This is a genomic window from Luteimonas abyssi (genome assembly GCF_001482195.1).
In the GTDB taxonomy this organism is placed as follows: domain Bacteria; phylum Pseudomonadota; class Gammaproteobacteria; order Xanthomonadales; family Xanthomonadaceae; genus Luteimonas; species Luteimonas abyssi.
In genome coordinates this window covers 3,878,304-3,903,440 of record NZ_KQ759763.1, presented here as the reverse complement: position 1 = coordinate 3,903,440, position 25,137 = coordinate 3,878,304, and the positions used below count along the sequence as shown (strand labels likewise).

At 69.4% G+C, this 25,137-nt stretch carries 16 protein-coding genes and 1 pseudogene; 7 read left to right on the top strand and 10 right to left on the bottom strand.

All coding sequences use genetic code 11. From position 1 onward, the window contains the following. Positions 1–119 precede the first annotated feature (119 nt). Positions 120–2,918, top strand: coding sequence for a TonB-dependent receptor (locus RG19_RS16720; RefSeq protein WP_058836259.1), 2,799 nt, complete (start codon positions 120–122; stop codon positions 2,916–2,918). A gap of 83 nt (positions 2,919–3,001) precedes the next feature. Beyond that, a complete protein-coding gene (locus RG19_RS16715) occupies positions 3,002–5,413 on the top strand; it encodes a beta-N-acetylhexosaminidase (RefSeq protein ID WP_058836258.1) in 2,412 nt (803 codons plus the stop codon). A 124-nt stretch (positions 5,414–5,537) separates the two neighbouring features. Here RG19_RS16715 and ligD read toward each other — a convergent pair whose 3' ends face one another. Together ligD and ku are read right to left on the bottom strand one after the other, a co-directional pair. Further along, positions 5,538–8,129: a DNA ligase D gene (gene ligD / locus RG19_RS16710; protein ID WP_058836257.1), complete on the bottom strand. Its 2,592-nt coding sequence runs from the start codon at positions 8,127–8,129 to the stop codon at positions 5,538–5,540. Between the two features lie 15 nt (positions 8,130–8,144). After that, positions 8,145–9,191 carry a non-homologous end joining protein Ku gene (gene ku, locus RG19_RS16705; RefSeq protein WP_058836256.1) on the bottom strand — a complete coding sequence of 349 codons (1,047 nt, stop codon included), beginning with the start codon at positions 9,189–9,191 and terminating at the stop codon, positions 8,145–8,147. A gap of 673 nt (positions 9,192–9,864) precedes the next feature. Between ku and RG19_RS16700 the strand changes: the two genes are divergently transcribed. Next, the gene (locus RG19_RS16700) at positions 9,865–11,115 is read left to right on the top strand and encodes a DNA/RNA non-specific endonuclease (RefSeq protein WP_058836255.1); all 1,251 of its coding nucleotides are present in this window, start codon (positions 9,865–9,867) and stop codon (positions 11,113–11,115) included. Between the two features lie 12 nt (positions 11,116–11,127). Next, the gene (locus RG19_RS16695) at positions 11,128–11,517 is read left to right on the top strand and encodes a hypothetical protein (RefSeq protein WP_058836254.1); all 390 of its coding nucleotides are present in this window, start codon (positions 11,128–11,130) and stop codon (positions 11,515–11,517) included. A 311-nt stretch (positions 11,518–11,828) separates the two neighbouring features. Here the strand turns inward: RG19_RS16695 and cyoE are convergent, their stop codons facing one another. The 4 genes from cyoE to RG19_RS16675 form a co-directional block, all read right to left on the bottom strand. Further along, positions 11,829–12,737, bottom strand: coding sequence for a heme o synthase (cyoE, locus tag RG19_RS16690; RefSeq protein WP_058836253.1), 909 nt, complete (start codon positions 12,735–12,737; stop codon positions 11,829–11,831). Between the two features lies 1 nt (position 12,738). After that, the gene (locus tag RG19_RS16685) at positions 12,739–14,031 is read right to left on the bottom strand and encodes a COX15/CtaA family protein (protein WP_058836252.1); all 1,293 of its coding nucleotides are present in this window, start codon (positions 14,029–14,031) and stop codon (positions 12,739–12,741) included. 64 nt (positions 14,032–14,095) lie between these two features. Then, the gene (locus RG19_RS16680; RefSeq protein ID WP_058836251.1) at positions 14,096–14,671 is read right to left on the bottom strand and encodes a hypothetical protein; all 576 of its coding nucleotides are present in this window, start codon (positions 14,669–14,671) and stop codon (positions 14,096–14,098) included. A 54-nt stretch (positions 14,672–14,725) separates the two neighbouring features. Next, the gene (locus RG19_RS16675; RefSeq protein WP_082672749.1) at positions 14,726–15,466 is read right to left on the bottom strand and encodes an SURF1 family protein; all 741 of its coding nucleotides are present in this window, start codon (positions 15,464–15,466) and stop codon (positions 14,726–14,728) included. 62 nt (positions 15,467–15,528) lie between these two features. Between RG19_RS16675 and RG19_RS16670 the strand changes: the two genes are divergently transcribed. Next, positions 15,529–15,747, top strand: coding sequence for a twin transmembrane helix small protein (locus tag RG19_RS16670; protein WP_058836705.1), 219 nt, complete (start codon positions 15,529–15,531; stop codon positions 15,745–15,747). A 259-nt stretch (positions 15,748–16,006) separates the two neighbouring features. Here RG19_RS16670 and RG19_RS16665 read toward each other — a convergent pair whose 3' ends face one another. The 4 genes and pseudogenes from RG19_RS16665 to coxB all read right to left on the bottom strand — a co-directional run bounded on the left by RG19_RS16665 (position 16,007) and on the right by coxB (position 20,337). Next, positions 16,007–16,894, bottom strand: coding sequence for a cytochrome c oxidase subunit 3 (locus tag RG19_RS16665; protein ID WP_058836250.1), 888 nt, complete (start codon positions 16,892–16,894; stop codon positions 16,007–16,009). A gap of 54 nt (positions 16,895–16,948) precedes the next feature. Next, on the bottom strand, positions 16,949–17,536 hold the full coding sequence (locus RG19_RS16660; protein ID WP_058836249.1) for a cytochrome c oxidase assembly protein: 588 nt from the start codon (positions 17,534–17,536) through the stop codon (positions 16,949–16,951). A gap of 189 nt (positions 17,537–17,725) precedes the next feature. Next, positions 17,726–19,342, bottom strand: a pseudogene (gene ctaD, locus RG19_RS16655) (cytochrome c oxidase subunit I); the annotation flags it as partial. A gap of 29 nt (positions 19,343–19,371) precedes the next feature. Further along, the gene (gene coxB / locus RG19_RS16650; protein WP_238376664.1) at positions 19,372–20,337 is read right to left on the bottom strand and encodes a cytochrome c oxidase subunit II; all 966 of its coding nucleotides are present in this window, start codon (positions 20,335–20,337) and stop codon (positions 19,372–19,374) included. 410 nt (positions 20,338–20,747) lie between these two features. Between coxB and putA the strand changes: the two genes are divergently transcribed. Both putA and RG19_RS16640 read left to right on the top strand, forming a co-directional pair. Further along, positions 20,748–23,939, top strand: a complete 3,192-nt coding sequence (putA, locus tag RG19_RS16645) for a bifunctional proline dehydrogenase/L-glutamate gamma-semialdehyde dehydrogenase PutA (RefSeq protein ID WP_058836704.1) — start codon at positions 20,748–20,750, stop codon at positions 23,937–23,939. 160 nt (positions 23,940–24,099) lie between these two features. Beyond that, positions 24,100–25,020: an AEC family transporter gene (locus RG19_RS16640; RefSeq protein WP_058836247.1), complete on the top strand. Its 921-nt coding sequence runs from the start codon at positions 24,100–24,102 to the stop codon at positions 25,018–25,020. Positions 25,021–25,137 lie beyond the last annotated feature (117 nt).

The following is a 25,137-nucleotide window of genomic DNA, read 5'->3' as shown; positions in this document are numbered from 1 at the left end:
CTTCGGCATGCGGGACAGGGGGCTGTCCCGCATGCCGGCGCTTCGAAACGATCCGCCAGTGACGCCACCTGGCCCATCACATCGCACACAAGGGGAAAACCCGCATGGGGAGCACCAGCATGAAACACCGCACGTCGATCCTGTCCGCGACCGTCGCCGCCTGTCTCGGTGCAGGGATCCCCCTCGCACAGGCACAGGAGACCACACGCGGCGATCCCGCCGTCGACCTCGACCGCATTGTGGTGACCGGCATCCGCGGCAGCCTGCAACAGGCGCTCGACACCAAGCGCAATGCGGACGCGATCGTCGATGTCATCACCGCGGAGGATGTCGGCAAGTTCCCCGCCACCAACGTCGCCGAGGCGATGACGGTGATCCCGGGCGTGACCATCGACCGCCAGTTCGGCCAGGGCGAGAAGGTCTCGATCCTGGGCACCGACCCCGCCCTCAACCGCACCCTGCTCAACGGCCAGACGGTGGCCTCGGCGGACTGGTTCATCGTCGATCAGCCCGGACGCACCTTCAACTATTCGTTGCTGGCGCCGCAGATCGTCAGCAAGGTGGAGGTGTACAAGTCGCCCGAGGCGCACATCGACGAAGGCTCGATCGGCGGTACCGTGATCGTCTCCACCCGCAAGCCGCTGGACATGGAGGGCAACACGCTGGTGGCCGGCCAGATCGGCTTCCTGCACAACGACCGCTCCAGCGAGAACGACCCGCAGGGCTCGATCACGCTCGGTTGGAAGAACCGGAACGACAGCTTCGGCGTGATCTTCTCCGCCCAGCGCGCGGACGAGTCGATCCGCCGCGACGGCGTCGAGGCCTACGGCTCGGTCACCGCGCGCGACTACCGCGACGGCCAGGGCGGCGGCGGCTCGGTCAACAACCTGCCCCCGGACTGGTCGCAACCGCCCAATCCGGACAACAGCCAACCGACCCTGCCGGCCAGCTGCACCGGCGCCTGTGCCGAGACGCTGAACGCCAACCTCGACGCGCGCGGGCCCAACTCGCTGGCCGCATCGTTCTTCGAGCAGGAGCGCAAGCGCGACACCTACACGCTCGCGCTGCAGTTCAAGCCGGTCGACCGGCTCGATCTCGAGCTCAACGCGCTGCGGGTGGATGCCAGCTACGACAACATGAACCAGTCGATGTTCGCGTTCATGGGCAACGCCTGGAACGGCCTGATGAAGATGACCGACGTCACCATCGAGGACGGCATCATCACCCGCGGCACGTTCGAGAACGCACTGTCGGTGTTCGACCTGCAGAATCGACAGGCGGAGGTGAAGACCGACTCCTACGACCTCAAGGGCACCTGGCGCGGCGACGGCTGGTTCGCCTCGACGCATGTCGGCACCACCAAGGCCACCGGCGGCACCAGCCGCCAGGTGTTCGGCGAGTTCCTCAACTGGGCCGACTACAGCTACGACATCTCCGGTGCGCCGAGCCGACCGGGCAGCGTGACCTTCACCGGCACCAAGCCGTTCACCGACCCCGATGCGTTCCGCATGGACGGCGGGTGGGGCGGCGATCCCGACGATCCGGACTCGTGGAATCCCGGCTGGGGCGGCAATGTGGTGTTCAAGCCCAACGAAGACCGCGAGCGTTACGGCCAGGTGGACTTCGGCATCAACTTCGATTCGCCCGTGTACCAGCTGCGCTTCGGCGCGAAACGGCGCGAGCACGAGACCCGGCAGGTCATGGGCGGCGTCTCGCTCGCGGCGGTCGCCGGCTACGGCGACGCGCCGGCTTCGCTGTTCAACCCGCGGCCGCTGCCGGGCAATTACCTCAGCGGCTTCGACGGCGTGGGCGATCTCGGCACCCGCTTCACCATCGACGGCTGGGCGTTGGCCGACTACATCGAGAGCGGCGCCTGGCTGGCGCCGTGGCAGAGCATGCCGGAGCCGTCGACCTTCAACGACCCCTCGTTCGCCGCCAACACCTGGGCGATCAGCGAGGACATCGATGCGGCCTACCTGCAGGCCGACTTCAGCTGGGATCGCCTGCGCGGCAACGTCGGCGTACGCCACGTGCGGACCGAGTCCGACAGCAACGGCTGGGTCTGCGTGGCCACCGACGCGCCACCGCCATGCCCCGCCGACGGCTATGCGCCGGTGACGGTCAGCAAGCGCTACAACAACACCCTGCCCAACCTCAACCTGGCCTACGACGCCGCGGACGACCTGATCCTGCGGTTCTCGGCGGCCAAGGTGATGTCGCGCCCGAACTACGGCGACATGTCCAGCTACCTGTGGCTGGGCGACCAGACCCTGACCGGCGGCGGCGGCAACCCGGATCTCGACCCCTATCGCGCCACCAACTACGACGCCTCGGCCGAGTGGTACTTCACGGAGAACGCGATCCTGGCCGCGACCGCATTCTTCAAGGACATCGACGACTACATCCTGGTCACCACCCGCCCGGAAACGCACTTCAACCAGGCCCAGGGCGAGAACACGGTGTATCAGGTGTCGCGCCCCAACAACGCCGGCACCGCCGAGATCCGCGGCCTCGCGCTGGCCTACCAGCAGGACCTGGGCCGCGGCTTCGGCCTGCTCGCCAACTACACCTACTCCGACGGCGAGACCGATACCGGAAATCCGCTGCCGTACAACTCCAAGAACCAGCTCAACGTCAGCCCGTTCTTCGAGAACGACGCGTTCTCCGCCCGGGTCACCTATTCGTGGCGCTCGCGCTACTTCACCAACGTCGATCGCGGCGACGAGCTGTGGGTCCGCGACTACGCCTCGCTGGACGCGTCGCTGGCCTGGCGCTTCCACGACCACCTGAGCATCACCCTCGATGCGATGAACCTGCTCGACGAGGCGTATCACCAGTACGCCACCACCGAACGGCTGACCCGCGGCGTGTACCGCACCGGCCGCCGCTACATGGCTTCGTTACGCTTCAACTTCTGATCCGCTGTTCGATCCATCACGGCGGGCCCGGCGCGATCCGGGCCCGCCTCTGTTTCGCGGCCCCGGCCGCCGGAGGACCCTCGATGACGACCACCCCGACCGCCCCCACCCTCGCCCGCCTGCGCCCGGCCGCCCTCGCCTGCGCCCTGCTGGTCGGCCTGACCGCCTGCGGCGGCACCGCGCCCGCACCGCACGATGCGCCATATGCGGCCTCCGCTGCGGACGGCGAGCGACGCGGTGCAGACGCCGAGCGCACAGGCCCGATGCTGCGCGCGGAGGCGGGCTACGCCTCGTTGATCCCGCTGCCGGTAGCGGTTTCACCGGCCGACGGCAGCTTCGCGCTCGGCACCGACACGCGCTACAGCGCGCAGGGCGACGGCGCGCAGGCGGTGGCGGAGCGGTTCGCCGCCTGGCTCGGGCAGTCGCGCGGCTTCACCCCCGGCGCCGCCGACGGGGACGACGCGGCCGTGCGCTTTCGCATCGATCCCGCCCTGGAGACCGCCAACGACGAGGGCTACCGCCTGACCGTCGGCGCCGACGGTATCGACGTGGTGGCACGTACTCCGGCCGGCCTGCAACACGGTGCGGTCACTCTGTGGCAGATGGCCGGCACCGGCACGGAGTCACGCGTGGATCTGCCGGCCGTGCGCATCGACGACGCCCCGCGCTTCGGCTGGCGTGGGCTGATGCTCGACTCCGCGCGGCACTTCCAGAGCGTGGACGAGATCAAGCGCCTGCTCGATGCGATGGCGCTGCACAAACTCAACACCTTCCACTGGCATCTCACCGACGACCAGGGCTGGCGCATCGAGATCAAGCGCTATCCGAAGCTGACCGAAGTCGGCGGCTGCCGCATTCCGGCAGGCGACGGCGGGATCGATCCGGCCACCGGCGCCGAGGTGCCGTACTGCGGCTTCTACACCCAGGACCAGATCCGCGACATCGTCGACTACGCCGCCCAGCGCCACATCGCGATCGTGCCGGAGATCAACATGCCCGGTCACGCGCAGGCGGCGGTGGCGTCGTATCCCGAGCTCAGCGTCACCGGCGAGCCGATCCACGTGCTCAACGAGTGGGGCGTCAACACCACCCTGCTCAATGCCGACGAGAGCACGCTCGAGTTCCTCGAGAACGTGATGGCCGAAGTGATCGAACTGTTCCCGGGCCGCTACATCCATGTCGGCGGCGACGAGGCGGTCAAGGACCAGTGGGAAGCGTCGGAGCACATGCAGGCGCGCATCCGCGAGCTCGGCCTGGCCGACGAGGAAGCGCTGCAGAGCCACATCGTCGGGCGCATGGAGCGCTTCGTGGAAGGCCACGGCCGTCGCGTGATCGGCTGGGACGAAATCCTCGACGGCGGCCTTCCGCCCGAGGCCACGGTGATGTCCTGGCGCGGCATCGAAGGCGGCATCGCCGCCGCCCGGCTCGGCCACGACGTCGTGATGACGCCGGTCACCGACCTCTATCTCGATTACCTGCAGACCGACTCTCCCGACGAGCCGCCGGGCCGGCCGGCCACGATCACCATGGAACAGGCCTACAACTTCGAGCCGATTCCGGATGTGCTCACCGAAGAGCAGGCGCGGCACATCCTCGGCGTGCAGGCGAACGCGTGGACCGAGCACATGCGCACCTTCGACCGCGTGCAGCACCACGTCTTCCCGCGACTGGCCGCGGTGGCCGAAATCGGCTGGACGCCGCGCGACCAGCGCGACTACCGCGGCTTCCTCGAACGGCTGCCCGCGCAGCTGGCGCGCTATCAGGCCACCGGCGTCGCTTACGCGCAGACGCCGGTCTCGGTGCTGGCGGATGTCGAGGAAGAGCGGGCGGCCGGCCATGTCGAGGTCGCGCTGCGGACCCCGCTCGGCTATCCCATCCACTACACCACCGACGGCAGCGCGCCCGACGCCGGCTCACCGGTGTACGACACGCCGCTGACGCTCGACCTGCCGGCCGAGGTGCGGGCCGTCGCCGTGGCCGGCGGCCAGGTCCTGGCCGCGCCCAGCGTGCATCGCTTCACGCCCGAGAGCCTGCTGGTACGCAGCGACAAACAGCTCGACCTCTGCCCGGGTGCCGGCCGTCTGCTGCTCCGCCTGGAGGACGACGGCCCGCTGGAAGGGCCGCGCGAGACCTTCGACGTGACCATCTTCTATCCGTGCTGGCTGTGGACGGGTGTGGAGACGGCCGATGTGACCGGAGTCAGCGTGCGGGCCGGCCGTATCCCGTACTACTTCCAGCTCGCGCACGACGAACCGGCGCGGCGTTTCGAAGCGCCCACCGCCGCGCACGGCGAGCTGCGCGTGCGCAGCGGCGACTGCAGCGGGCCGGTGGTGGCCGAGGTGCCGCTGCCCGAAGCGGCGGACGCCGATGGTTTCATCACCCTGGACGCGGACCTGACGCTCGCCGACGCGCGCACCGACCTGTGCTTCGTGATGACCGGCGATACCCGCCCGGCGATGTGGGTGATCGACGAGGTGCGTCTGCGCACGGAGTAACGCCACCTCGCCGACACCGTCCCGGCCCTGCACGCACGCGCTGCGCACAGGGCCTGGCGAGTGAGCCCGGTGTGCGCAGGCGCCGCGCGAGCCGCGGCTCGATGCCTCGGCAACGGGCGGGGTTTCAGAGCTCGGGCAGGCGCTGCTTCGCCGCGCGCGCCCAGCCGTCCCACGGATCGCGCTTGAGCGATGCCGCACGACGCAGCGCGCGGTCGAGATCGTAGGCGTCGCCCGAGGCCGCCCGCCCGAGCTCGTCCCACCGCACCGGCATCGCCACGCCCGCGGCGGGGCGCGCGCGCAGCGACCAGCTCGCCACGCTGGTCGCACCGCGGCCATTGCGCAACCAGTCGATGAAGATCACGCCGCGGCGCTTGGCCTTGCTGGCGGTGGCGACGTAACGATCCGGCCGATGCCGTGCCATCGCCACCGCGAAGGCCTCGCAGAAGTCGCGCACCGCCGCCCAGTCCTGCTGTGGCCGGACCGGCACCACCACGTGCACGCCCTTGCCGCCGGACAGGCGGGCGAAGCCGACCAGCCCCGCCTCGGCCAGGCGGTCGCGCACGTCGCGCGCACCGGCCACGACCGCCTTCCAGTCCACGCCGGGGCCGGGATCGAGATCGAACACCAGCCGGTCAGGATGCTCCAGATCGTCGATCGTCGCACCCCAGGGGTGCAGCTCCAGCGTGTTCATCTGCACCAGCGCGAGCAGGCCCTCGACGTCCTCGATCTGGACGTAATCGGCGCGGCCGCCGTCCTTTTCCCGGATCGGAACCGCATGCACGCCCTCGCCGAGCGCATCCGCGTGATGCTTCTGGAAGAAGCACGGGCCGTCCGCCCCGTCGGGGCAGCGCAGCAACGACAATGGACGCCGGATCACCTCGGGCAACAGCCGTCCGGCCACGGCCCGGTAGTACTCGGCCACCCGTGCCTTGGTGATGCCCTTGTCCGCATAGACCACCTTGTCGGGACTGGTGAGCCGCGCCGCTTCGGTGTCGCCGCCGAGATCCGCCATGGATTTGTCCTCCCGCAATCGCTGGAAACTCGCCTGCCGCAGCAGGCCCTCCTTGCCGAGGCCGCGGAACGCCACTTCGGCGATCAGCCGCGGCGTCACCCAGGTCACCTTGCGCGCATCGAACGGCACGTGCGCGGGCAGTTCGAGCACCGGCGTTTCACGGGCCATGGCGCGCAGGCGGCTGCCGAGCGCGTCGAGCCGGCGCTGGTCGAACCCGGTACCCACGCGGCCCATGTAGCGCCAGCGCCCACGTATCCGCGTCGCCAGCAGCAACGAGCCGAACCCGCTGCGGGTGCCCTGGGGCGGGGTGAACCCCACCACGACGAACTCGTCGCTGCGCACGTGCTTGGTCTTGACCCAGGTCCGGCTGCGACCGGACACGTACGGCGCATCGATCGCCTTGCTGACGATCCCCTCCATGCCCTGGTCTCGGCTGGCGGCGAACACATCGGCACCGTGCCCGACGATGTGCCGGCTCAACGACAGCACCCCGTCCGCACCATCGAGCAACCGCTCCAGCAGCCGTTTGCGCTGCAGCAACGGCACACGGCCCAGATCCTGGCCTTCGAGCGCGATCAGATCGAACAGCATGTAACGCGGAATGCCGCTGGCGCTGCCTTCCAGGATGCGCTGCAGCAGATTGAACGCGTTGCGGCCGTCGTCGCTGATCGCGACCAGCTCACCGTCGAAGACGGCCTGCGTCACGCCGAGCGCTTCGAGCGCCTGTACGAGCACCGGATGCTGGTCCGTCCAGTCCACGCCGTTGCGCGAACGCAGACGCACCGTGCCGTCGTGCAGGTCCGCCAGCATCCGGTAGCCGTCCCATTTCAGCTCGTGCAGCCAGCCGTCGCCCGAAGGGGGCGCGGCATGCAACGTGGCGAGCTGCGGTGCCGGCGGCATGCCGCCGCGCAGGGCGCGTGCGCCCTCGAGCGACGCCGCCTCGCGCGCCCAATCCACCGGCCGCAGACGGCCGCGGGGCTTTGCCGCTCGGGCCCCGGCAGCGCCACCGCGAGCGACGCCGCCGGTCTCCGGCAGGCCATCGGCATTGGGGGCAGGCGCTGCAGCGCCTGCGCGCTTCCGCTTGACGGCCGGTGCACGCCCGTCCTGGCCGGCGTTTTTCCTGCCCCTGCGTTGATCCGTTCCTCCCTCCGCCGGACGCTGCGTCCCGGCTTCCGCCGCCACCGGCCGGTCGGCCAGCAACGCGTCGGCATCGGCGTCGCGCACCCAGGCATCGTCGCGCTTGATCAACAACCACTGCGGCTTGGCCGCCCGCATGTGCGTACGCACCAGCGTCCAGGCGCCCTGCAGGCGCTCGCCCTCGAGCACGAAATCCAGCTTGCCGTCGGCCAGCGCCTGCAGCGGATCGCCCTGCGCGCTCCACACGCCGCGATCGAAGATGTCGACATGGCCCGCACCGTAGTGTCCAGCGGGAATGTCGCCCTCGAAGCCGGCGTAGTCGAGCGGATGATCCTCGACCTCGACCGCCAGCCGCTTCTCGCCTGCGCGCAGCGACGGCCCCTTGGGCACGGCCCAGCTTTTCAGCGCGCCATCCACCTCGAGCCGGACATCGTAGTGGCGTGCGCGCGCATGATGCAGCTGCACGACGAAGATCGGCCGGCGGCCGTGCCGGACGGGGCGGCCGTCGGCCGACGGTTCCGGTGTCTGTCCCCGACGCCGCTTGCGCGTGTAATCGTGCAGGCTCACGGCCGCGTCCGGGCCTCAGGCGCGCTTGCGCGCGGCCGTGCGGGATGCGCTCTTGGCGACGGCCTTCCGCGGCGGTGCCTTGCCGGCGTCGCTCTTCTTCGTTTTCGGCGCACCCGTCGCCGCCTTGCGCGCATGCTTGGCGGGCGCCTTTCCCGCGGCCTTGCCCGGCGCCTTCCTCGCGGCCTTCTTCGCCGTCTTCTTCGCGGTCTTCTTCGTTCCGGTCGTCGTGCGGCGGGCCGCGGACTTCCTGGCCGGCGTGCGCTTGTTGCGATCGATGCTCTGCTGCAGCAGGGCCATGAAGTCGACCACGTTGGTCGAGGCGTCCTCGCCGACCTCGGGTTCGGTCTCCTCGTGCCTGTCCACCAGCCCCTTCGATTTCATCCGCGCACGGATCGCGGCCTGCAGGCGCTCGCGGAAATCGTCGTTGTACTGCGCCGGATCCCAGGCGCCGGACATGGTCTCGATGAGCTGCTCCGAGAACGCCTGCTCCTTTTCGCTGACGCGGAAGCCCTTCGCACCCGCCTCGGGCAGACGGTAATCGGCGATGTCCACGAGCTCCTGCGGAAACCGCATCAGCACCAGGAGCAACGCCTCCTCGCGCGGCAACAACGCGCACAGATGCTCGCGGGTGCGGATCACCACCCGGGCGATGCCGGCCTTGCCGGTCCGGGCCAGCGCCTCGCGCAGCAGCACGTAGCCCTTCTCCGCTTTCTTCGCCGGCACCAGCACATAGGGTTTCTCGTAGTACTGCGGCCCGATGTCGCAGGCATCGACGAAACTCTCGACATCGATCGAGTCGCGGCTCTCCGGTGCCGCCGCCTTCAGATCCTCGGGCTCCAGCACGACATAGCTGTCCTTGTCGTACTCGTACGCCTTGACCACGTCCTTCCAGGGGACTTCGTCGCCGGTATCGGCATTGACCCGCTCGTAGCGCACGCGGGCATTGTCGCGGGCATCGAGCATGCGGAACTGCAGGTCGGTCCTGCGCTCACCGGCCATCAGCGATACCGGGATGTTGAGCAGCCCGAACGACAGCGTGCCGCTCCAGATCGGTCTGGGCATGGGCGCCTCCGGGGCGCGATCGGAAGCTGGGAGTCTCCGGCGCGCGGCGTGAGTCGTGCGTCAACCGCGGTGGGCCCGACGGTGATCGGCGCGAGTGCGAAGAGGTCGGATTCTTCTCCCAACTGAGGGGGAGACGGAAAGCGCGAGTTAGAGAAGCCTTTCTTGGGATTCGTCGCCCGCAGTGCGGACCCTTTTGCGTGGATGTCGTCAGGACGCCGCGCCCAGGCGGCCGGGCATCGCTCTTCCCTCGACAGGGCATCCTGCCCTGACTCGGGCGCGCGCCATCCATGGCGCGCTCGACGCGACACCCGGCCGCCTGGACACGGCTCGTCTCGGCGTCGAGATCGGCGCTTCGGCGAGAAGAAGCGGCGCCAGCGACTGGCCGATGCGGCGTCGCGGCCGGGGTATGCGGAGAGCAGGCCAGGGATGGCCTGCGGCGGCGAGTCAAACATGGATGTTTGACCGAGCCGAGGAGCATGCCCCGGCTGCGGCGACGCGCTCCCCGAAGCCCACACACTCATCCGCTTTCGTTCTGCCCTCTCATTTAGGAGAGGAGCTGAGACGTCCCGGCACACTCGCCGCACCTCGGGTCGGCCCTAATGCCGCCGCGCGCGTTCATCTCCTACAGTCGACGAAACGGCGTCGCCGCACGCCGCAGACCGCCATCGCCCCCATGACGATCGACGCGCTCCGCCCGCCCGACTCCACGCCCGACTGGCTGGCCGCGCTGCTCGCGCGCGGTCAGGCGCCCGAGCGCAGTTTCGATCCGGCCCTGGTGGCGGCCGAAGGCCGCGATGTGACGTTCGATCACGACCCGGCATCGACCCGGATCCGCGACGAGGCCAGCAGCGGGCAACGCACCACGTATCGCGGCGACACCGAGGTGACCGCTGCCGCCCCCGGCCATACCGGCGATCCGGTCCAGGTGGCGTATCACGCCGATCTGCCACGTGCGGCCGCGACGCCCGAGGCCATGCAGGCACTCAATCCGCTCGATCCGGCCACCTGGCCGCCCGGCAGCCGGATCTCGCTGCACGGCGCCGATCAGGTCGGTACGCCGTTCGAAACCGCCTTCGCGCAGTTGGCCGAAGCCAACGGCCTGGACGCCATCGACGACGTGCGCCTGGTGATGGCCAAGACCACGGAAACCAAGGCCCGGCCCGAGGCCGAACTGCGGGTGATGTCGGGTGCCGCGCACGTGTTCGACGCACCGACCGTACACGGCCCCGGCTCGCAGACACTGGACCGACAGGATTTCAGCGTGCACACGCTGGTCCAGCGCGATCCCGATCATCCCGACCAGCGCGCGGCCCTCAATCACCTGCTGGTCACCGGCACCCTGCCCGACGGCACCGTCGGCACCCGCGAGACGGTCTCGCCGGGCAGCATCAACGCGCTGGTGACCGATGTGACCAGCGGCGAAGTCAACGACGTCACCTGGACCTTCGACGACCAGGGCCGTCCGCTGCACGCCGAAGGCACACTGACCTGGCTGCCCGGCAGCAGCAGCATGCGCGACACCGACACGGTGGAGAATCGCGCGCAATCGCAGTTCCGTGTCGACAACGGCCTCGACGGCACCGAGCACACCGGCCACATCTTCGCCTACCGGTTCGTGCACGGGCACGGGCCGGTGAACATGTTCCCGCAGAACGGCAACTTCAATACCGGCGCCTACGCCCGCATGGAACAGGAGTGGGCCGACTGGCTGGATGCCGGCATGGATGTCGACATCAGCATCGCGCTGACGCCCGACGGCGCGCTGCGCCCCGATCAGGTGACGGTGGACTACTCGGTGACCGACCCCGTCAGTGGCGGCCTCGTGTACGACCCGGTGGTGACGGTGTTCGACAACGCCGCCGGCCAACTGTTCGACAGCATCTCGCGCCGGGACATGGACGCGATGATCGACGACATCGGCTGATATCCTGCGGCGATGGACAAGAACGCGTTGATCATGGACATCGGCCGCCTGATCGCCAGCGATCCGGGCGTCGATGCGGCGCCGTGGGACGGCTACGCACTGATCGCGTCGTATGCCGACGGGAGCCGGCGGCTCAGTGGCTTCCGCTATCGCGACGACGCCGCGCCCGAGCCGGCCACGCCCGACGGTGCCGCACTGCTGGGCGAACGCTTCGATGCACTGCGCGCCGCCACCCGGGTCGCCGACAAGGCGCCGTGGAGCGCCTGTGTCATGAAGATCCGTCGCGACACCGGTCGCTTCGCCGTGGATTTCGAGTACGACGCGCCGGACCGCTGGGACATCGGGCCCGACAACGTGCTCGAGATCGCCGAGCGCGCACGCCCTGCTGCCGAGTCGCCGTGACCTGACGGGCCCCATCGCGGCGGGCAGACTACGAAGAGCAGCCGTGCCGCGTCGGCAATCGCCTATCGAACGACCGCGAACGCCGGCACGTCGGGCGTAGCTAGCCGCCGAATGAAAAATCAGCGAGGCGGCGACCGTGGGGCCGTCGCCGACGGACATTCGCATTCGGGGCGCAGGCGCCCCCGGCGCTACCGCAACGACGCTTCGCGTCCTTGCCGGCCTTTCCCCCTCCGATCGGGCGATCCCGAACTCGGGATCTGTTCTTCCGCCAGCGACAGGACGCCACACGCGCCGGAGCGGCGCCCGTTGACTCAACCGATGCGCTGGAAATCCAGCAGCGGCGATGGCGCCAGCCACGGCTGCACCCAGTGGTCGACCAGCAGGAACGCGAACAGCGCCATCAGGTAGACCACCGAATAATTGAAGACCCGCATCGCGAAGAACTCGTCGGGCGGATCCAGCAGACGCCATGCGTACCACAGGAACACGCCGCCCAGCACCAGCGCGCCGCCCAGGTAGAACAGCCCGCTCATGCCGGTGGCCCACGGCAGCACCGTGGCCACCAGCAACAGCACCGTATAGAACAGGATCTGCCAGCGCGTGTAGGTCACGCCGTGGGTGACCGGCAGCATCGGGATCAGCGCGCGCGCGTAATCGTCGCGGCGGAAGATCGCCAGCGCCCAGAAGTGCGGCGGCGTCCACACGAAGATGATCAGCACCAGCAGCAGCGCGTACGGATCGAGCGTGCCGGTGATCGCCGCCCAGCCCAGCGCCGGCGGCGCCGCGCCGGCCAGCCCGCCGATGACGATGTTCTGCGGCGTCGCCCGCTTGAGGAAGCCGGTGTAGACGATCGCGTAGCCGATCAGCGCGAAGAAGGTCAGCACGGCGGTCAGCGTGTTGACCAGCAGCACCAGGATCAGCATCGAAGCCAGGCCCAGCGCCACGGCGAAGACCAGCACCTGCACCGGCCGCAGCGCGCCGGTGGCGAGCGGTCGATGCGCGGTGCGCGCCATGATCCGGTCGATGCGCTGGTCGATGAGGTGGTTGATCGCCGCCGCGGACGACGCCGCCAGCCAGATGCCGAGCATGCCGGCGACCGATTCGCGCAGCGGCGGCAGCCCGGGCACGGCGAGGAACATGCCCACCAGCGCGGTGAACACGATCAGCGCCACCACGCGCGGCTTGGTCAGCTCCCAGTAGGGGGCGAGCGGGACGGCCATGTCAGTGCGCGGACGGCATGACGGGCGCGGGCGGCGGCGACACGGCCACGGCAGGATCGCGGACGCCGTTGCCCACATCCGCCGGCTGCACGCGCGCCAGCAACGACACGATCACGAACAGCAGCAGCGCCGCGCCACCGTTGTGCATCACCGCCACCGACAGCGGCAACGCCAGCTTGACGTTGAGGATGCCCAGCGCGACCTGGCCCACGGTCAACACCGTCAACGCGGTGCCCCAACCACGCAGCCCGGGCGTGCGCAGCAACCGCACCGCCAGCGCCATCAGCACGCCGAAGGCGACCATGGCGAAGAGGCGATGCGCCATCTGGATGGCGATGCGCGCCTGGCCGTCGAGGATGCCGCCCTCGTAGTCCACGCCGACCCCGCGCCAGAGCACGAAGCCCTCGCGGAAGTCGGACGGGGGCCACCACTGGCCGACGCATTGCGGGAAATCGATGTAATGGTGCGACGCCGTGGTCCAGCCACCGCCCCCGCAGGCCAGTGCCGCGTAGTTGGCGCTGACCCAGCCGCCGAGCGCGATCTGCACCACCAGCACGCCCAGCGCGCTCCACAGCAACATCCGCAACGCGCGTGCGCCCGCCAGCCGGATCGGCAGGTGGGTGGCGCGCCACGCCATCCAGGTCAGCAGCGAGAACGTCAGCAGGCCGCCGAGCAGGTGGCCCATGACGATGACCGGCTTGAGCAGCATCGTCACCGTCCATTTGCCCAGCAGGGCCTGGAAGATGATCACCGCCAGGGTCAGGGCCGCGGCACGCGCCAGATCGATGTTGGACCAGCGCAATGCGGCGAACACCAGAATCGCCTCGCCGAGCGCGGCGATCGCGAGCGCTTCGAGCTGGTGCCCGCTCATGTAGACCGGAATCGCCGCGGCCACCAGGATCGACGCACCGAGGATCTGTGCGATGCCGTAGCGCCGCTTGCGCGCGGCCAGCAGGGCCAGGCTCAAGGTCAGCACGCCGAGGATCGCGGCGATGTGGCGGTGCACCTGCTCGCGCCAGGCCTTGTGGGTTTCCAGCGGACGGATGTCGGTCGCGGCGTGTCCGGTGACCTGTTCGGGCGCGGTGGGCCACGCCGCCCGGCCGTAGCAGGTCGGCCAGTCGGGGCAGCTCAGGCCCGCATCGGACAAGCGCACGAAGGCGCCGAAGATCACCACGATCAACGTCAGCGCCACCGAGAACCAGGCGATCCGGTGGAAATGCCGGTACAGCGTCGGACGCGATCCGGGCGGACGGCTGGGCGGAGCGGAGGTGGTGGGGCCGGTGGAAGGCGTCATCGTGGATTCGTCGTGGTCGCGGCCGCCGCGCCGGTGCGGACGGGACCGCGGACCGCGTGGCGGCTCACTTCAGCTTGAGCAGGCGGGACATGTCCGCGCGCAGGTGGCCCGGATCGAAGCCGGGAGGGTAGCGCAGTATGACGAAGCCGTTCGGATCGATCACGTACACGGGCACGCCGGCCGGGTCGTCGCTGCGCGGCAGCGCCGCACGCAGCGCGGGATCCTCGGCCAGCACGCGCAACGCGCGGTCGCGGGTGGCGCCGGCCGGCGGCTCGCCCATCCACAGGATGTGGACACGATCGGCCTCGCGACCGAACAACTGCCAGACCTTGTCGAGATCGGCCGACAGCGTGACGCACGCGTCCGTGCAATCCGCGGGCGGCGCCAGGGCGATACGCCAGGTCCGTGCGATGGGCGCCCAGACATACGGCGCGCCATCGGCGGTATGCGGCGTCAACGCACGCAGGTCGGCCGGCGGCGCCAACAGTTCGCCGTGATTGCGCAGGCCGTCCGGCCGCCATCCCGAGAGACGCAGGGTGCCGGCCACCAGCGCGCTGCCGAGGAAAATCACGGCGATCAGGATCAGCAGCAGCCGGTTGCGGTTGCGCTGGGAGGTAGCGGCAGGCACGGGTGTGGTCATGGACGAAGTGGGCTCATAAAGGACGGGCGCAGCGGTGACGCTCGTCCGACGGGATCAGGAAGCGGATCGTCGACGGGGCCGGCGCAGGGTCAGGATCAGGGCGATGGCCAGGGTCACGGCGGCGAAACCGTACCACTGCACCGCGTACCCCAGGTGTCGCTCGGGCGGCAACGTGTTGGCCAGGATTTCCAGGTCGCGCGGGTACCCTCCCTGCAGTTCCGGATCCGCGCGCAGCACCCGCGGCGCCAGCGCCGGCAGGCCCAACGCCTCGCGCACGGCCCCGGTGTCGAGCGCCAGCAGCATCAGGCTGCCATCGGGCTGCGGCTGGATGGCCGGCGCGGCCAGGCCCGCCGCAGGGGGCGGGGCCAGCAGTCCCTGGACATCGGCCCAGGCCGGAGCGGCCCCGATCGCGGGCAACTGCCGGTTCGGCGGCATCGGCACCCAGCCGAGCTCCACCAGCACCGGAACGGCATCGGAGGCGTCGGGCAGGAACGCCCGGTAGACCCTGACCCCGGCGCGACCGTGGCGCTGCTGGTTGTCGAGCAGGATCGCCGGCGCATCCGCGAACCGTCCCGCGCCCGCGCTCCAGTCGTATTCGCGCTGCCGCGCGACATCGGCAGCCGACTCGAGGGGCACTGCGGCACGCGCCTGCAGCACCCGGGTCGACGCGTCGAGCAGCGCCTGCTTGTGCTGCTGGCGCCCCAACTGCCAGGTGCCGAGCGACACGAACACCAGGATCGCGACCAGGGCCGCACTCCAGCCGACGGCGAGCGCCCGCCCGCGGCCCGCCCTCACCGCCCGGCCTCCGGCAGCTGCGATAATCCGCTCATGTGCCGTCCGCGCCGGAGACCACTGCCGTGAACGATTCGCTGAAAACGCTGCTGATCGTCGCTTTCCTGATACTCATCCTGTGGAACCTGGGTGCGGGGCTGTACTACATGCTCGTCGACAAGGGCAGGACCAAGCGCACCGTCAATGCGCTCACGCGCCGCATCGCGCTGTCGGTGGCGCTGATCCTGCTGGTGATGCTGGCGATCTGGATGGGCTGGATCCAGCCGCACGGCATCGGGGGATGAGTGAGCGCCCGGCCATGGATGGCCGGGCCGGACGGTCCGAAGCGACGCCATGGACGGCAACCGCATGCGCGCAGGGGACCACCGCCGACAACGGTACAGCATCGCGCCAGGTCGTCTTCGAAGCGGCGAACCGGATGCCGACGGCGTCCACGCTCGATCCGATCACCTACGTTTCAAGCGCGTACGCGCGCGAACACCGCCCTCATCCGCCCCGTTCGGGGACACCTGCTCCCACATGCAGGAGCAGGACGGGCCCGCCTCAGACCACGTAGACGAACAGGAACAAGCCCAGCCAGACCACGTCGACGAAGTGCCAGTACCAGGCCACCGCCTCGAAGGCGAAGTGATTCTCGCGGGTGAAATGGCCCCGGTAGCAGCGGAACCAGATCACGATCAGCATGAACGTGCCCAGCGCCACGTGGACGCCGTGGAAGCCGGTGAGCATGAAGAACGTCGAGCCGTAGATGCCCGAGCCCAGCGTCAGGTTGAGGTCGCGGTAGGCATGGACGTATTCCTCGATCTGGAAGAACAGGAACACGCAGCCCAGTACCACGGTCAGGCCCAGGAACCACAGCAACTTGGTCCGCTGGCCGGCGGTCAGCGCATGGTGGGCGATGGTGAGCGTCACGCCGGAGGTCAGCAGGATCAGCGTGTTGAGCAGCGGCAGGCCCCAGGCCGGAATGGTCTGGAAACCGCCGCCGATGTCGCCGGGGCCCGCGCTCGGCCAGGCGGCGCTGAAGCCGCCCCACAGGAACTCGTTGGTCGACAGGCCGGAACCTTCGCCGCCCAGCCACGGCAACGCCAGCGTGCGCGCGTAGAACAACGCACCGAAGAACGCGGCGAAGAACATGATCTCGGAGAAGATGAACCACACCATCCCCATCCGGAACGACACGTCGACCTGCTTGTTGTAGTAGCCCGACACCGATTCGAGCACCACGTCGGCGAACCACTTGAACAGGATCACCGCCAGCCCGGCGATGCCGACGAAGAACGTGGTCATCCCCCACGAGGCGTCGTTGAACCACGATGCCAGGCCGAGCATGGCCACGAACAGCGCCACCGATGCGAACAGCGGCCACTTGCTGTCGTGCGGCACGAAGTAGATGTCGTCGTGCGTATTCGGGTTGGGGGCTTCGTGGGCCATGCTGGGTTCCGTCTGTGAGGCGGTACGTGGAAATGGAAAGTACGGGAAAGCGCGTCAGCGTGCCGCGCGCGATGCGCCGGCCGCACCTGCGGCAGGCGCCCGTGCCAGGCGATCGGTGGCGAGGTCGTTCTTGTAGAAGGTGTAGGACAGGGTCACCGTGTTCACGTCGGCCGGCAACGCCGGATCGACGATGAAGCGTACCGGCATGTCGCGGGTCTCGCCGGCCTGCAGGGTCTGCAGGGTGAAACAGAAACACTCGGTCTTCTGGAAGTAGCCCGATGCACGCGCCGGCGCCACCGAGGGCGTGGCGCTGCCGACGATCGGGGCGACGCTGTCGTTGTGCGCGTAGTAGGTGGTCTCGTAGATCTCGCCCACCTGCACCCGCATGGTGGTCTCGTTGGGCCGGAACGACCACGGCAGGCGCGAGTTGACGCTGGCGTCGAACTCCACCGTCACCCAGCGCTCTTCGATCGGCGCCGTGGCCGCCGCACCCACGGGTTCGGCCGCGGCGGTGCCGTCCAGGCGGATGCCGAACACCTTCTCGCAGGCGATGCGGTACATCGGCACCAGCGAGAAGGTGAAGGCGAACGCCGCGATGGCGATGCCGACCAGCTTGACCACATCGGACTTGCGCGCGCTCATCGACCGATCACTCCCGACAGGATGAAGGCGACATAGATGGCCACCGCGATCGCGCCGATCACGAGCGCGGTGCGCCGGGCCCGGCGCCGGTTGGCGTCGTTGCGCACGGCGTCCATCTTCGGGTCAGGCCTTTCGGGCATTGGTGTGGCCGGCGGTGTCCTGGTGCGCGCTGCTCTCGTCGTAGTCGAGATGGTCGACGTCGCCGTGGGCCAGGTCGCCCGGGCGGATCACCGGCGGGGTGGCGAAGGTGTGGTGCGGGGCCGGCGACGGCACCGTCCACTCCAGACCGCGCGCGCCCTCCCACGAACGGGCGGCGGCGGGCGCGCCCTTCTTCAGCGAATGGAACAGGATGGCGAACATCATGAACGGCGTGGCGAACATGCCGAACGCGCCGATCGAACTGATCAGGTTCCAGTCCGCGAACACGACGTTGTAGTCCGGGATGCGGCGCGGCATGCCGGCCAGGCCGAGGAAGTGCTGCGGGAAGAACAGCACGTTGACGAACACCACGCTCCACCAGAAGTGGACCTTGGCCCAGAACTCGTTATACATCCGGCCGCTCCACTTCGGCCACCAGTAGTAGACCGCGGCGATGATGCCGAACAGCGCGCCGGTCACCAGCACGTAGTGGAAGTGCGCCACGACGAAGTAGGTGTCGTGGTACTGGAAGTCGGCCGGCACGATCGCCAGCATCAGGCCGGAGAAGCCGCCGATGGTGAACAGGATCACGAAGGCGATCGACCACAGCATCGGCGCCTCGAACGAGATCGAGCCGCGCCACATCGTCGACACCCAGTTGAACACCTTCACCCCGGTGGGGATGGCGATGAGCATGGTGGCGAACATGAAGTAGATCTCGCCGCCCAGCGGCATGCCCACCGTGAACATGTGGTGCGCCCACACGATGAACGACAGGAACGCGATCGCCGCGGTGGCGTAGACCATCGCCTGGTAGCCGAACAGCGGCTTGCGGCTGAAGGTCGGCAGGATCTCCGAGACCACGCCGAACGCCGGCAGGATCATGATGTAGACCTCGGGATGGCCGAAGAACCAGAAGATGTGCTGGTACATCACCGGGTCGCCGCCGCCGGCGGCGTAGAAGAAGCTGGTGCCGAAGAACTTGTCGGTCAGCAGCATGGTCACCGCGCCGGCCAGCACCGGCATCACCGCGATCAGCAGGAACGCGGTGATCAGCCACGCCCAGCAGAAGATCGGCATCTTCAGCAGGTCCACGCCCGGGGCGCGCATGTTGAGGATGGTGGCGATGACGTTGATCGCGCCCATGATCGAGCTGATGCCCATCATGTGGATGGCGAAGATGGTGAAGGCCACGCTGTTGCCGCCCTGCAACGACAGCGGCGGGTAGAGCGTCCAGCCGCTGGCCGGACCGCCGCCGGGCAGGAACAGCGTCATCAGCAGCATGCTGAAGGCGAACGGCAGGATCCAGAACGACCAGTTGTTCATGCGCGGCAGCGCCATGTCCGGCGCGCCGATCTGCAGCGGGATCATCCAGTTGGCCAGGCCGACGAAGGCCGGCATCACGCCGCCGAAGATCATCACCAGCGCGTGCATGGTGGTCATCTGGTTGAAGAACTCGGGGCTGACGTGCTGCAACCCGGGCACCGCCAGTTCGGTGCGGATGACCACGCTCATCGCCGCGCCGATGATGAACATGACGAAGGAGAACAGCAGGTAGAGCGTGCCGATGTCCTTGTGGTTGGTCGAGAAGAACCAGCGCTCGACGAAGCCCTGCTTGTGGCCGTGCTCGTCGGTGGTGTGATCGGCGGTACCGGTATGCGTGGACATGTCGTCTGCCTGGAATGCTTGGGGAACGATCAGCCGGCGACGGGCGCGGCGGTCGAGGGAGCAGTCTGATCGCTGCCGTTCAGGGCGCTCGCGGGCGCGTCGTCGGCCGCAGCCGGCGCGCTTTCGGACGCGGCGGCGGCCGGGGCGTCCTCGGCGGGCGCATCGCCCGCCTTCTCCGCCGCCAGCCAGGCATCGAACTCGTCGCGCGGCACGGCCCGCACGACGATCGGCATGAACCCATGGTCCTTGCCGCAGAGCTCGGCACACTGGCCGCGGTACACGCCGGGCTCGGTGATCTCGGTCCAGGCCTCGTTGACGATGCCGGGGATCGCGTCCTGCTTCCAGCCCAGCGCCGGCACCCACCAGGAGTGGATGACGTCGTCGGCGGTGATCACGAAGCGGACCTTGGTGTCGGTCGGCAGCACCAGTTCGTTGTCGACCTCGAGCAGGTAGTTGCCGTGGGCCTCGAGCTCCTCGCGCGTCGTGGCGCGGTTCTGGCGCAACCGGTCGCTCTCGCGATCCAGGCGGCTGGCGATGGTGACGTCCTCGCCCATGTACTCGTAGGTCCACATCCACTGGAAGCCGGTGACCTTGACGGTCATCTCGGAATCGCGGGTGTCGTACATCGCGATCAGCTTCTGCGTCGCCGGCACCGCCATGATCACCAGCAGGATCACCGGCACCACCGTCCAGATGATCTCGGCGGTGGTGTTGTGGCTGAACTGCGCCGCCACCGCGCCCTTGGACTTGCGGAAAGCGAACATCGCGTAGGCCATCGCGCCGAACACGATGATGCCGATCGCCACGCAGACCCACAGCGCGAACATGTGCGCGTCGTAGGCGTGCTGGGCGGTGGTGGTGACACCGCGCCCCATATTGAGCTGCCAGCGATGCGGGTCGGCGGACTGGGCGAACGCGCTGGCGGGCGCGAGCAGAACGGACGCGGCGATGGCGAGGCGCTTGGCCCGAGATGTGGAGCGACCGGCTTGGATCACGTTGGAACCCCGAATGCCTGGATGGCGGATGGCTGGCGGCACGCGCATCCGGTTCCCATCCCCACGTGACGACCGGGGCTTGCGTAGGGGCGGCGGCGTACTACGGGCAGCTTGGGGATGGTAGCGGCCGGTGGTCCCGGGCGGCAAGCTGAATGCCCGCTTTCCGATGCCGCGGGGTTTTCCGCCGGGGCGGCAGGAGGCGGGAACCGATGGCGTTCACGCCGGTCCGAGCCCGGAACGGCGCCATGCCGGGCTCGCGCATCGGCGCCGCTGCCCGCATGTGAAAAGCCGCGGCGTTGCGCGGCCCGGGCGCGGATGCCGCCCCCTGCGTCCGGCACCTGTCCCCAGCCCCCGTCCAGGCCCTAGAATCGCCGGTTTTCCAGCACCGGCGGTTGTTTTTCGTGCCCGACATCCTTTATTCAGAGCTCCCCGCGCCGCCCCCCGCCCCGCGCGCGGCCATCACCGCCGGATGGATCCGCGACGAAGCCACCCACGTCCGCACGCTGCTGGAACGCGCCCGCCTGCCCGCGGCCGACCGCGCCGCGATTCAGGCGACCGCGGCCGATCTGGTCGGACGCGTGCGAGAGCGCGCGCGCCACCAGGGCGCGATCGAGGCCTTCATGCAGCAGTACGACCTCAGCAGCGAGGAAGGCGTGCTGCTGATGTCGGTGGCCGAGGCGCTGCTGCGCATCCCCGACGATGTCACCGCCGACCGCCTGATCCGCGACAAGCTCGGCGACGCCGACTGGAAGAAGCACCTGGGGCAATCCGATTCGGTGCTGGTCAACGCGTCGACCTGGGGGCTGATGCTGACCGGTCGCGTGGTCAACCTGGCCGACGAGACCAAGCGCGATGCGCACGGCGCGTTCAAGCGCCTGATCGGCCGCGTCGGCGAGCCGGTGATCCGCCTGGCCACCCTCCAGGCGATGCGGATCATGGGCCACCAGTTCGTGATGGGCCGCACCATCGGCGAGGCCCTCGGCCGCAGCCGCAAGGGCGCCAACGCGAGCTATCGCTACTCGTTCGACATGCTGGGCGAGGCCGCGCTGACCGACGCCGACGCCGCGCGATACCTCGAGGCCTACCGCAACGCCATCGACGCCATCGGCAGCCATCCGCAACGCCCGCGTGGCAGCGGCGCGGACGCGATCTTCGATGCGCCGTCCATCTCGGTGAAGCTGTCCGCGCTGCATCCGCGCTACGAGCACGCCCAGCGCGGCAACGTGCTCGCCGAGCTCGGCCCCGCCCTGCTGTCGCTGGCGCAGCGGGCCAAGGCGCAGGACATCGGCCTGACCATCGACGCCGAGGAAGCCGACCGGCTCGAACTCTCGCTCGACCTGATCGACCAGGTCTTCCGCGATCCGTCGCTGGAAGGCTGGGAGGGCTTCGGCATCGTCGTGCAGGCCTACCAGAAGCGCGCGCCGCAGGTGATCGACTGGATCGTCGACCTGGCCCGAAGCCGCGGCCGCCGGATTCCGGTTCGCCTGGTGAAAGGCGCGTACTGGGACACCGAGGTCAAGCGCGCCCAGGTCGAGGGCCACCCGGACTACCCGGTGTTCACCCGCAAGCCGAACACCGACGTGAGCTACCTCGCCAACGCGCGCAAGCTGCTGGAAGCGGCCGACACGGTCTATCCGATGTTCGCCACCCACAACGCGCACACGATCGCCGCGGTGCACCGGATGGCGTCGCTTTACCTGCCGGCGCTGGTGCGCACGCGCACCACTCCGTACGAGTTCCAGAAGCTGCACGGCATGGGCGACGACCTCTACGCCGAGGTGATTCCCGCCGACCGCCTCGGCGTGCCGTGCCGGGTCTACGCGCCGGTCGGCAGCCACGAGGATCTGCTGCCCTACCTGGTGCGCCGCCTGCTCGAGAACGGCGCCAACTCCAGCTTCGTCAACCGCATCAGCGACGAGGACGTGCCGGTCGAGGCGCTGATCCAGGATCCGGTCGAGCTGGTCTCGAGCTACGAACACATTCCCCACCCCCGCATTTCCCTGCCGGTCGACCTCTACCGCAGCCAGGGCCACGACAGGAGCAACTCCATGGGCGTCAATCTCGCCAACGACGACCAGCTGCGCCAGCTCGCCGAGCAGGTGTACGCCGAAGTCACCGACTGGCGTGCGACGCCGCTGGTGCCCGGCGCCGAACCGGCGGGGCTGCAGATCGCGGTCACCAATCCGGCCGACCGCCGCGAGCAGGTCGGCCAGTGGCTGCCGGCCGACGAGGCCACCGTGGAGCGCGCACTGGCCAATGCCGTGACCGCGCAGCCGGGCTGGGACGCGACCCCGGCAGCGTCGCGCGCCGCGATCCTGGAGCATGCCGCCGACCTGCTGGAACAGCGCATGCCGCAGTTCATCGCGCTGTGCACCAAGGAGGCCGGCAAGAGCATCCCCGACGGCGTGGCCGAAGTGCGCGAGGCGGTCGACTTCCTCCGCTACTACGCCGGTCAGGCGCGCACGCTGTTCGCGCCCGACCCCCTGCCCGGCCCGACCGGCGAGACCAACACCCTGCAGCACAGCGGCCGCGGCGTGTTCGTGTGCATCAGCCCGTGGAACTTCCCGCTGGCGATCTTCACCGGCCAGGTCGCCGCGGCGCTGGCGGCCGGCAACAGCGTGATCGCCAAGCCGGCCGAGCAGACCACGCTCAACGGCTACTACGCGATCAAACTGCTGCACGAGGCCGGCGTACCGACCGACGTGCTGCAGTTCCTGCCGGGCGACGGCGGCACCGTCGGCGCCGGCCTGACCAAGGACCCGCGCGTCGACGGCGTGGCGTTCACCGGCTCGACCTTCACCGCGCGCGCGATCAACCGCACCCTGGCCGGGCGCGACGCCGCGATCGCCGCGCTGATCGCCGAGACCGGCGGCCAGAACGCGCTGATCGCCGATTCGTCCTGCCTGCCCGAGCAACTGGTCAAGGACGTCATGGCGTCCGCCTTCACCTCGGCCGGCCAGCGCTGCTCGGCCGCGCGCATCCTGTTCGTGCAGGAAGACATCGCCGACAAGGTGATCGAGATGCTGGCCGGGGCGATGGCGCGCCTGCGGGTGGGCGATCCGGGCAAGCTGTCGACCGATGTCGGCCCGGTGATCGACGACGAGGCGGTGCAGATGCTGGAGCAGCATGCCGAGCGCATGAACGCCGAAGCGAAGCTGATCGCCTGTGCACCGGAGACCGAACAGGTCCAGCACGGCACGTTCTTCCTGCCGCGCGCCTGGGAACTCGAATCGCTGTCGCAGCTCGACCACGAGAAGTTCGGCCCGGCGCTGCACGTCATCCGCTGGAAGGCCGACCGCCTCGACGAGGTCATCGAGTCGATCAACGCCACCGGCTACGGCCTGACCCTGGGCGTGCATTCGCGCATCGACGACGTCGCCGAGCGCATCGCGACGCGGGTGCGGGTGGGCAACGTCTACGTCAACCGCAACCAGATCGGCGCGGTGGTCGGCGTGCAGCCGTTCGGCGGCCAGCGCCTGTCCGGCACCGGCCCCAAGGCCGGCGGCCCGCACTACCTGCCGCGCTTCGCGACCGAGAAGGTGGTGACGATCAACACCACCGCCGCCGGCGGCAACGCCTCGCTGCTGACGCTGGAGGACTGAGGCCGCGCGCGCATCGTCATGCGCGCCGGCCCCGGACCACCGACGCCGCGGCACCTGCCGCGGCGTTTTCGTGTGTTGCGCACTCATGACCCCGCCATCCGCGGCGAGCGCTGCAGCGGCCGGCGTACCATGACGCTCCCCTCATCCGTTCCCCCCTGCGATGGCCTTCGACGCGTTCGCACTGATCCTGGCGATGCTCGCGCTGGGCATGCTGTTCGCCCGCTTCCGCGTGCTGCCCGACGGCGCGGCCGAGGTGCTCAACCGGATCGTGCTGACGATCTGCCTGCCCGCGGCGGTGCTGATCTACGTCCCGCGGCTGCACTTCGAGCCGGCGCTGCTGGGGATCGCGCTCACGCCATGGCTGCTGGCGATCGCCAGCGTGGCGCTGCTGTGGCCGCTGGCGCGGCTCATGCGCCTGTCGCGCGAGACCTATGCGGTGCTGCTGCTGTGCGTGGCGCTGGCCAACAGCAGCTTCATCGGCTATCCGATGGTGCGCGCCCTGCTGGGCGACGACGCGCTTCCGTACGCGGTGGTCTACGACCAGTTCGGCACGTTCGTGCTGCTCTCCACCTTCGGCCTGTTCGTGCTGGCGCGCTACAGCGGCGACGCACCGCCCGGTGCGCGCGAGATCGTCGCGCGAATCCTCCGCTTTCCGCCGCTGTGGGCGCTGGCGGTCGGGCTGACCCTCATGCCGGAACACCCGCCGGGCTGGATCGCCGACGGCCTGCAGCGGCTGGCCGACGCGTTGCTGCCGCTGGTGATGCTGGCGGTGGGCCTGTCGATCCGCCTGCGCATTCCGCGCGAGGAGATCGCGCCGCTGGCGATCGGACTGACGCTCAAACTGGCGATCATGCCGGCGCTCGCCCTGGCGCTGTCGACGACACTGCGGATGCCGTCGCCGATGCTGGAAACCAACGTGCTGGAATCGGCAATGCCGACCATGATCACCGCCGCCGCACTGGCCATCTCGCACAACCTGGCCCCGCGCCTGGCCGCGGCGATGGTGGGCTACGGGATCTTGCTGTCGCTGCTCACCCTGCCGGCCTGGGCGTGGCTGCTGCGGTTGGCCACGGGGGACTGACGACGCGCCAGGCGCGGGCCGAACGCTCACGGGCAGGACCTCAGCGCGGCCGTGCGCGGGGTCCCCGGCATTGAAACGACGAAGCCCCGCCGGAGCGGGGCTTCGCGTGCTCACGAT

Excerpts from the sequence above, each read along its gene's own strand:
- RG19_RS16720 (WP_058836259.1), top strand. The coding sequence starts at position 120 with ATGAAACACCGCACGTCGATCCTGTCCGCGACCGTCGCCGCCTGTCTC.
- RG19_RS16700 (WP_058836255.1), top strand. The coding sequence starts at position 9,865 with ATGACGATCGACGCGCTCCGCCCGCCCGACTCCACGCCCGACTGGCTG.
- RG19_RS16640 (WP_058836247.1), top strand. The coding sequence starts at position 24,100 with ATGGCCTTCGACGCGTTCGCACTGATCCTGGCGATGCTCGCGCTGGGC.
- RG19_RS16685 (WP_058836252.1), bottom strand. The coding sequence starts at position 14,031 with ATGACGCCTTCCACCGGCCCCACCACCTCCGCTCCGCCCAGCCGTCCG.
- RG19_RS16680 (WP_058836251.1), bottom strand. The coding sequence starts at position 14,671 with ATGACCACACCCGTGCCTGCCGCTACCTCCCAGCGCAACCGCAACCGG.
- RG19_RS16665 (WP_058836250.1), bottom strand. The coding sequence starts at position 16,894 with ATGGCCCACGAAGCCCCCAACCCGAATACGCACGACGACATCTACTTC.
- ku (WP_058836256.1), bottom strand. The coding sequence starts at position 9,191 with ATGCCCAGACCGATCTGGAGCGGCACGCTGTCGTTCGGGCTGCTCAAC.
- cyoE (WP_058836253.1), bottom strand. The coding sequence starts at position 12,737 with ATGGCCGTCCCGCTCGCCCCCTACTGGGAGCTGACCAAGCCGCGCGTG.
- RG19_RS16695 (WP_058836254.1), top strand. The coding sequence starts at position 11,128 with ATGGACAAGAACGCGTTGATCATGGACATCGGCCGCCTGATCGCCAGC.
- RG19_RS16715 (WP_058836258.1), top strand. The coding sequence starts at position 3,002 with ATGACGACCACCCCGACCGCCCCCACCCTCGCCCGCCTGCGCCCGGCC.
- RG19_RS16660 (WP_058836249.1), bottom strand. The coding sequence starts at position 17,536 with ATGAGCGCGCGCAAGTCCGATGTGGTCAAGCTGGTCGGCATCGCCATC.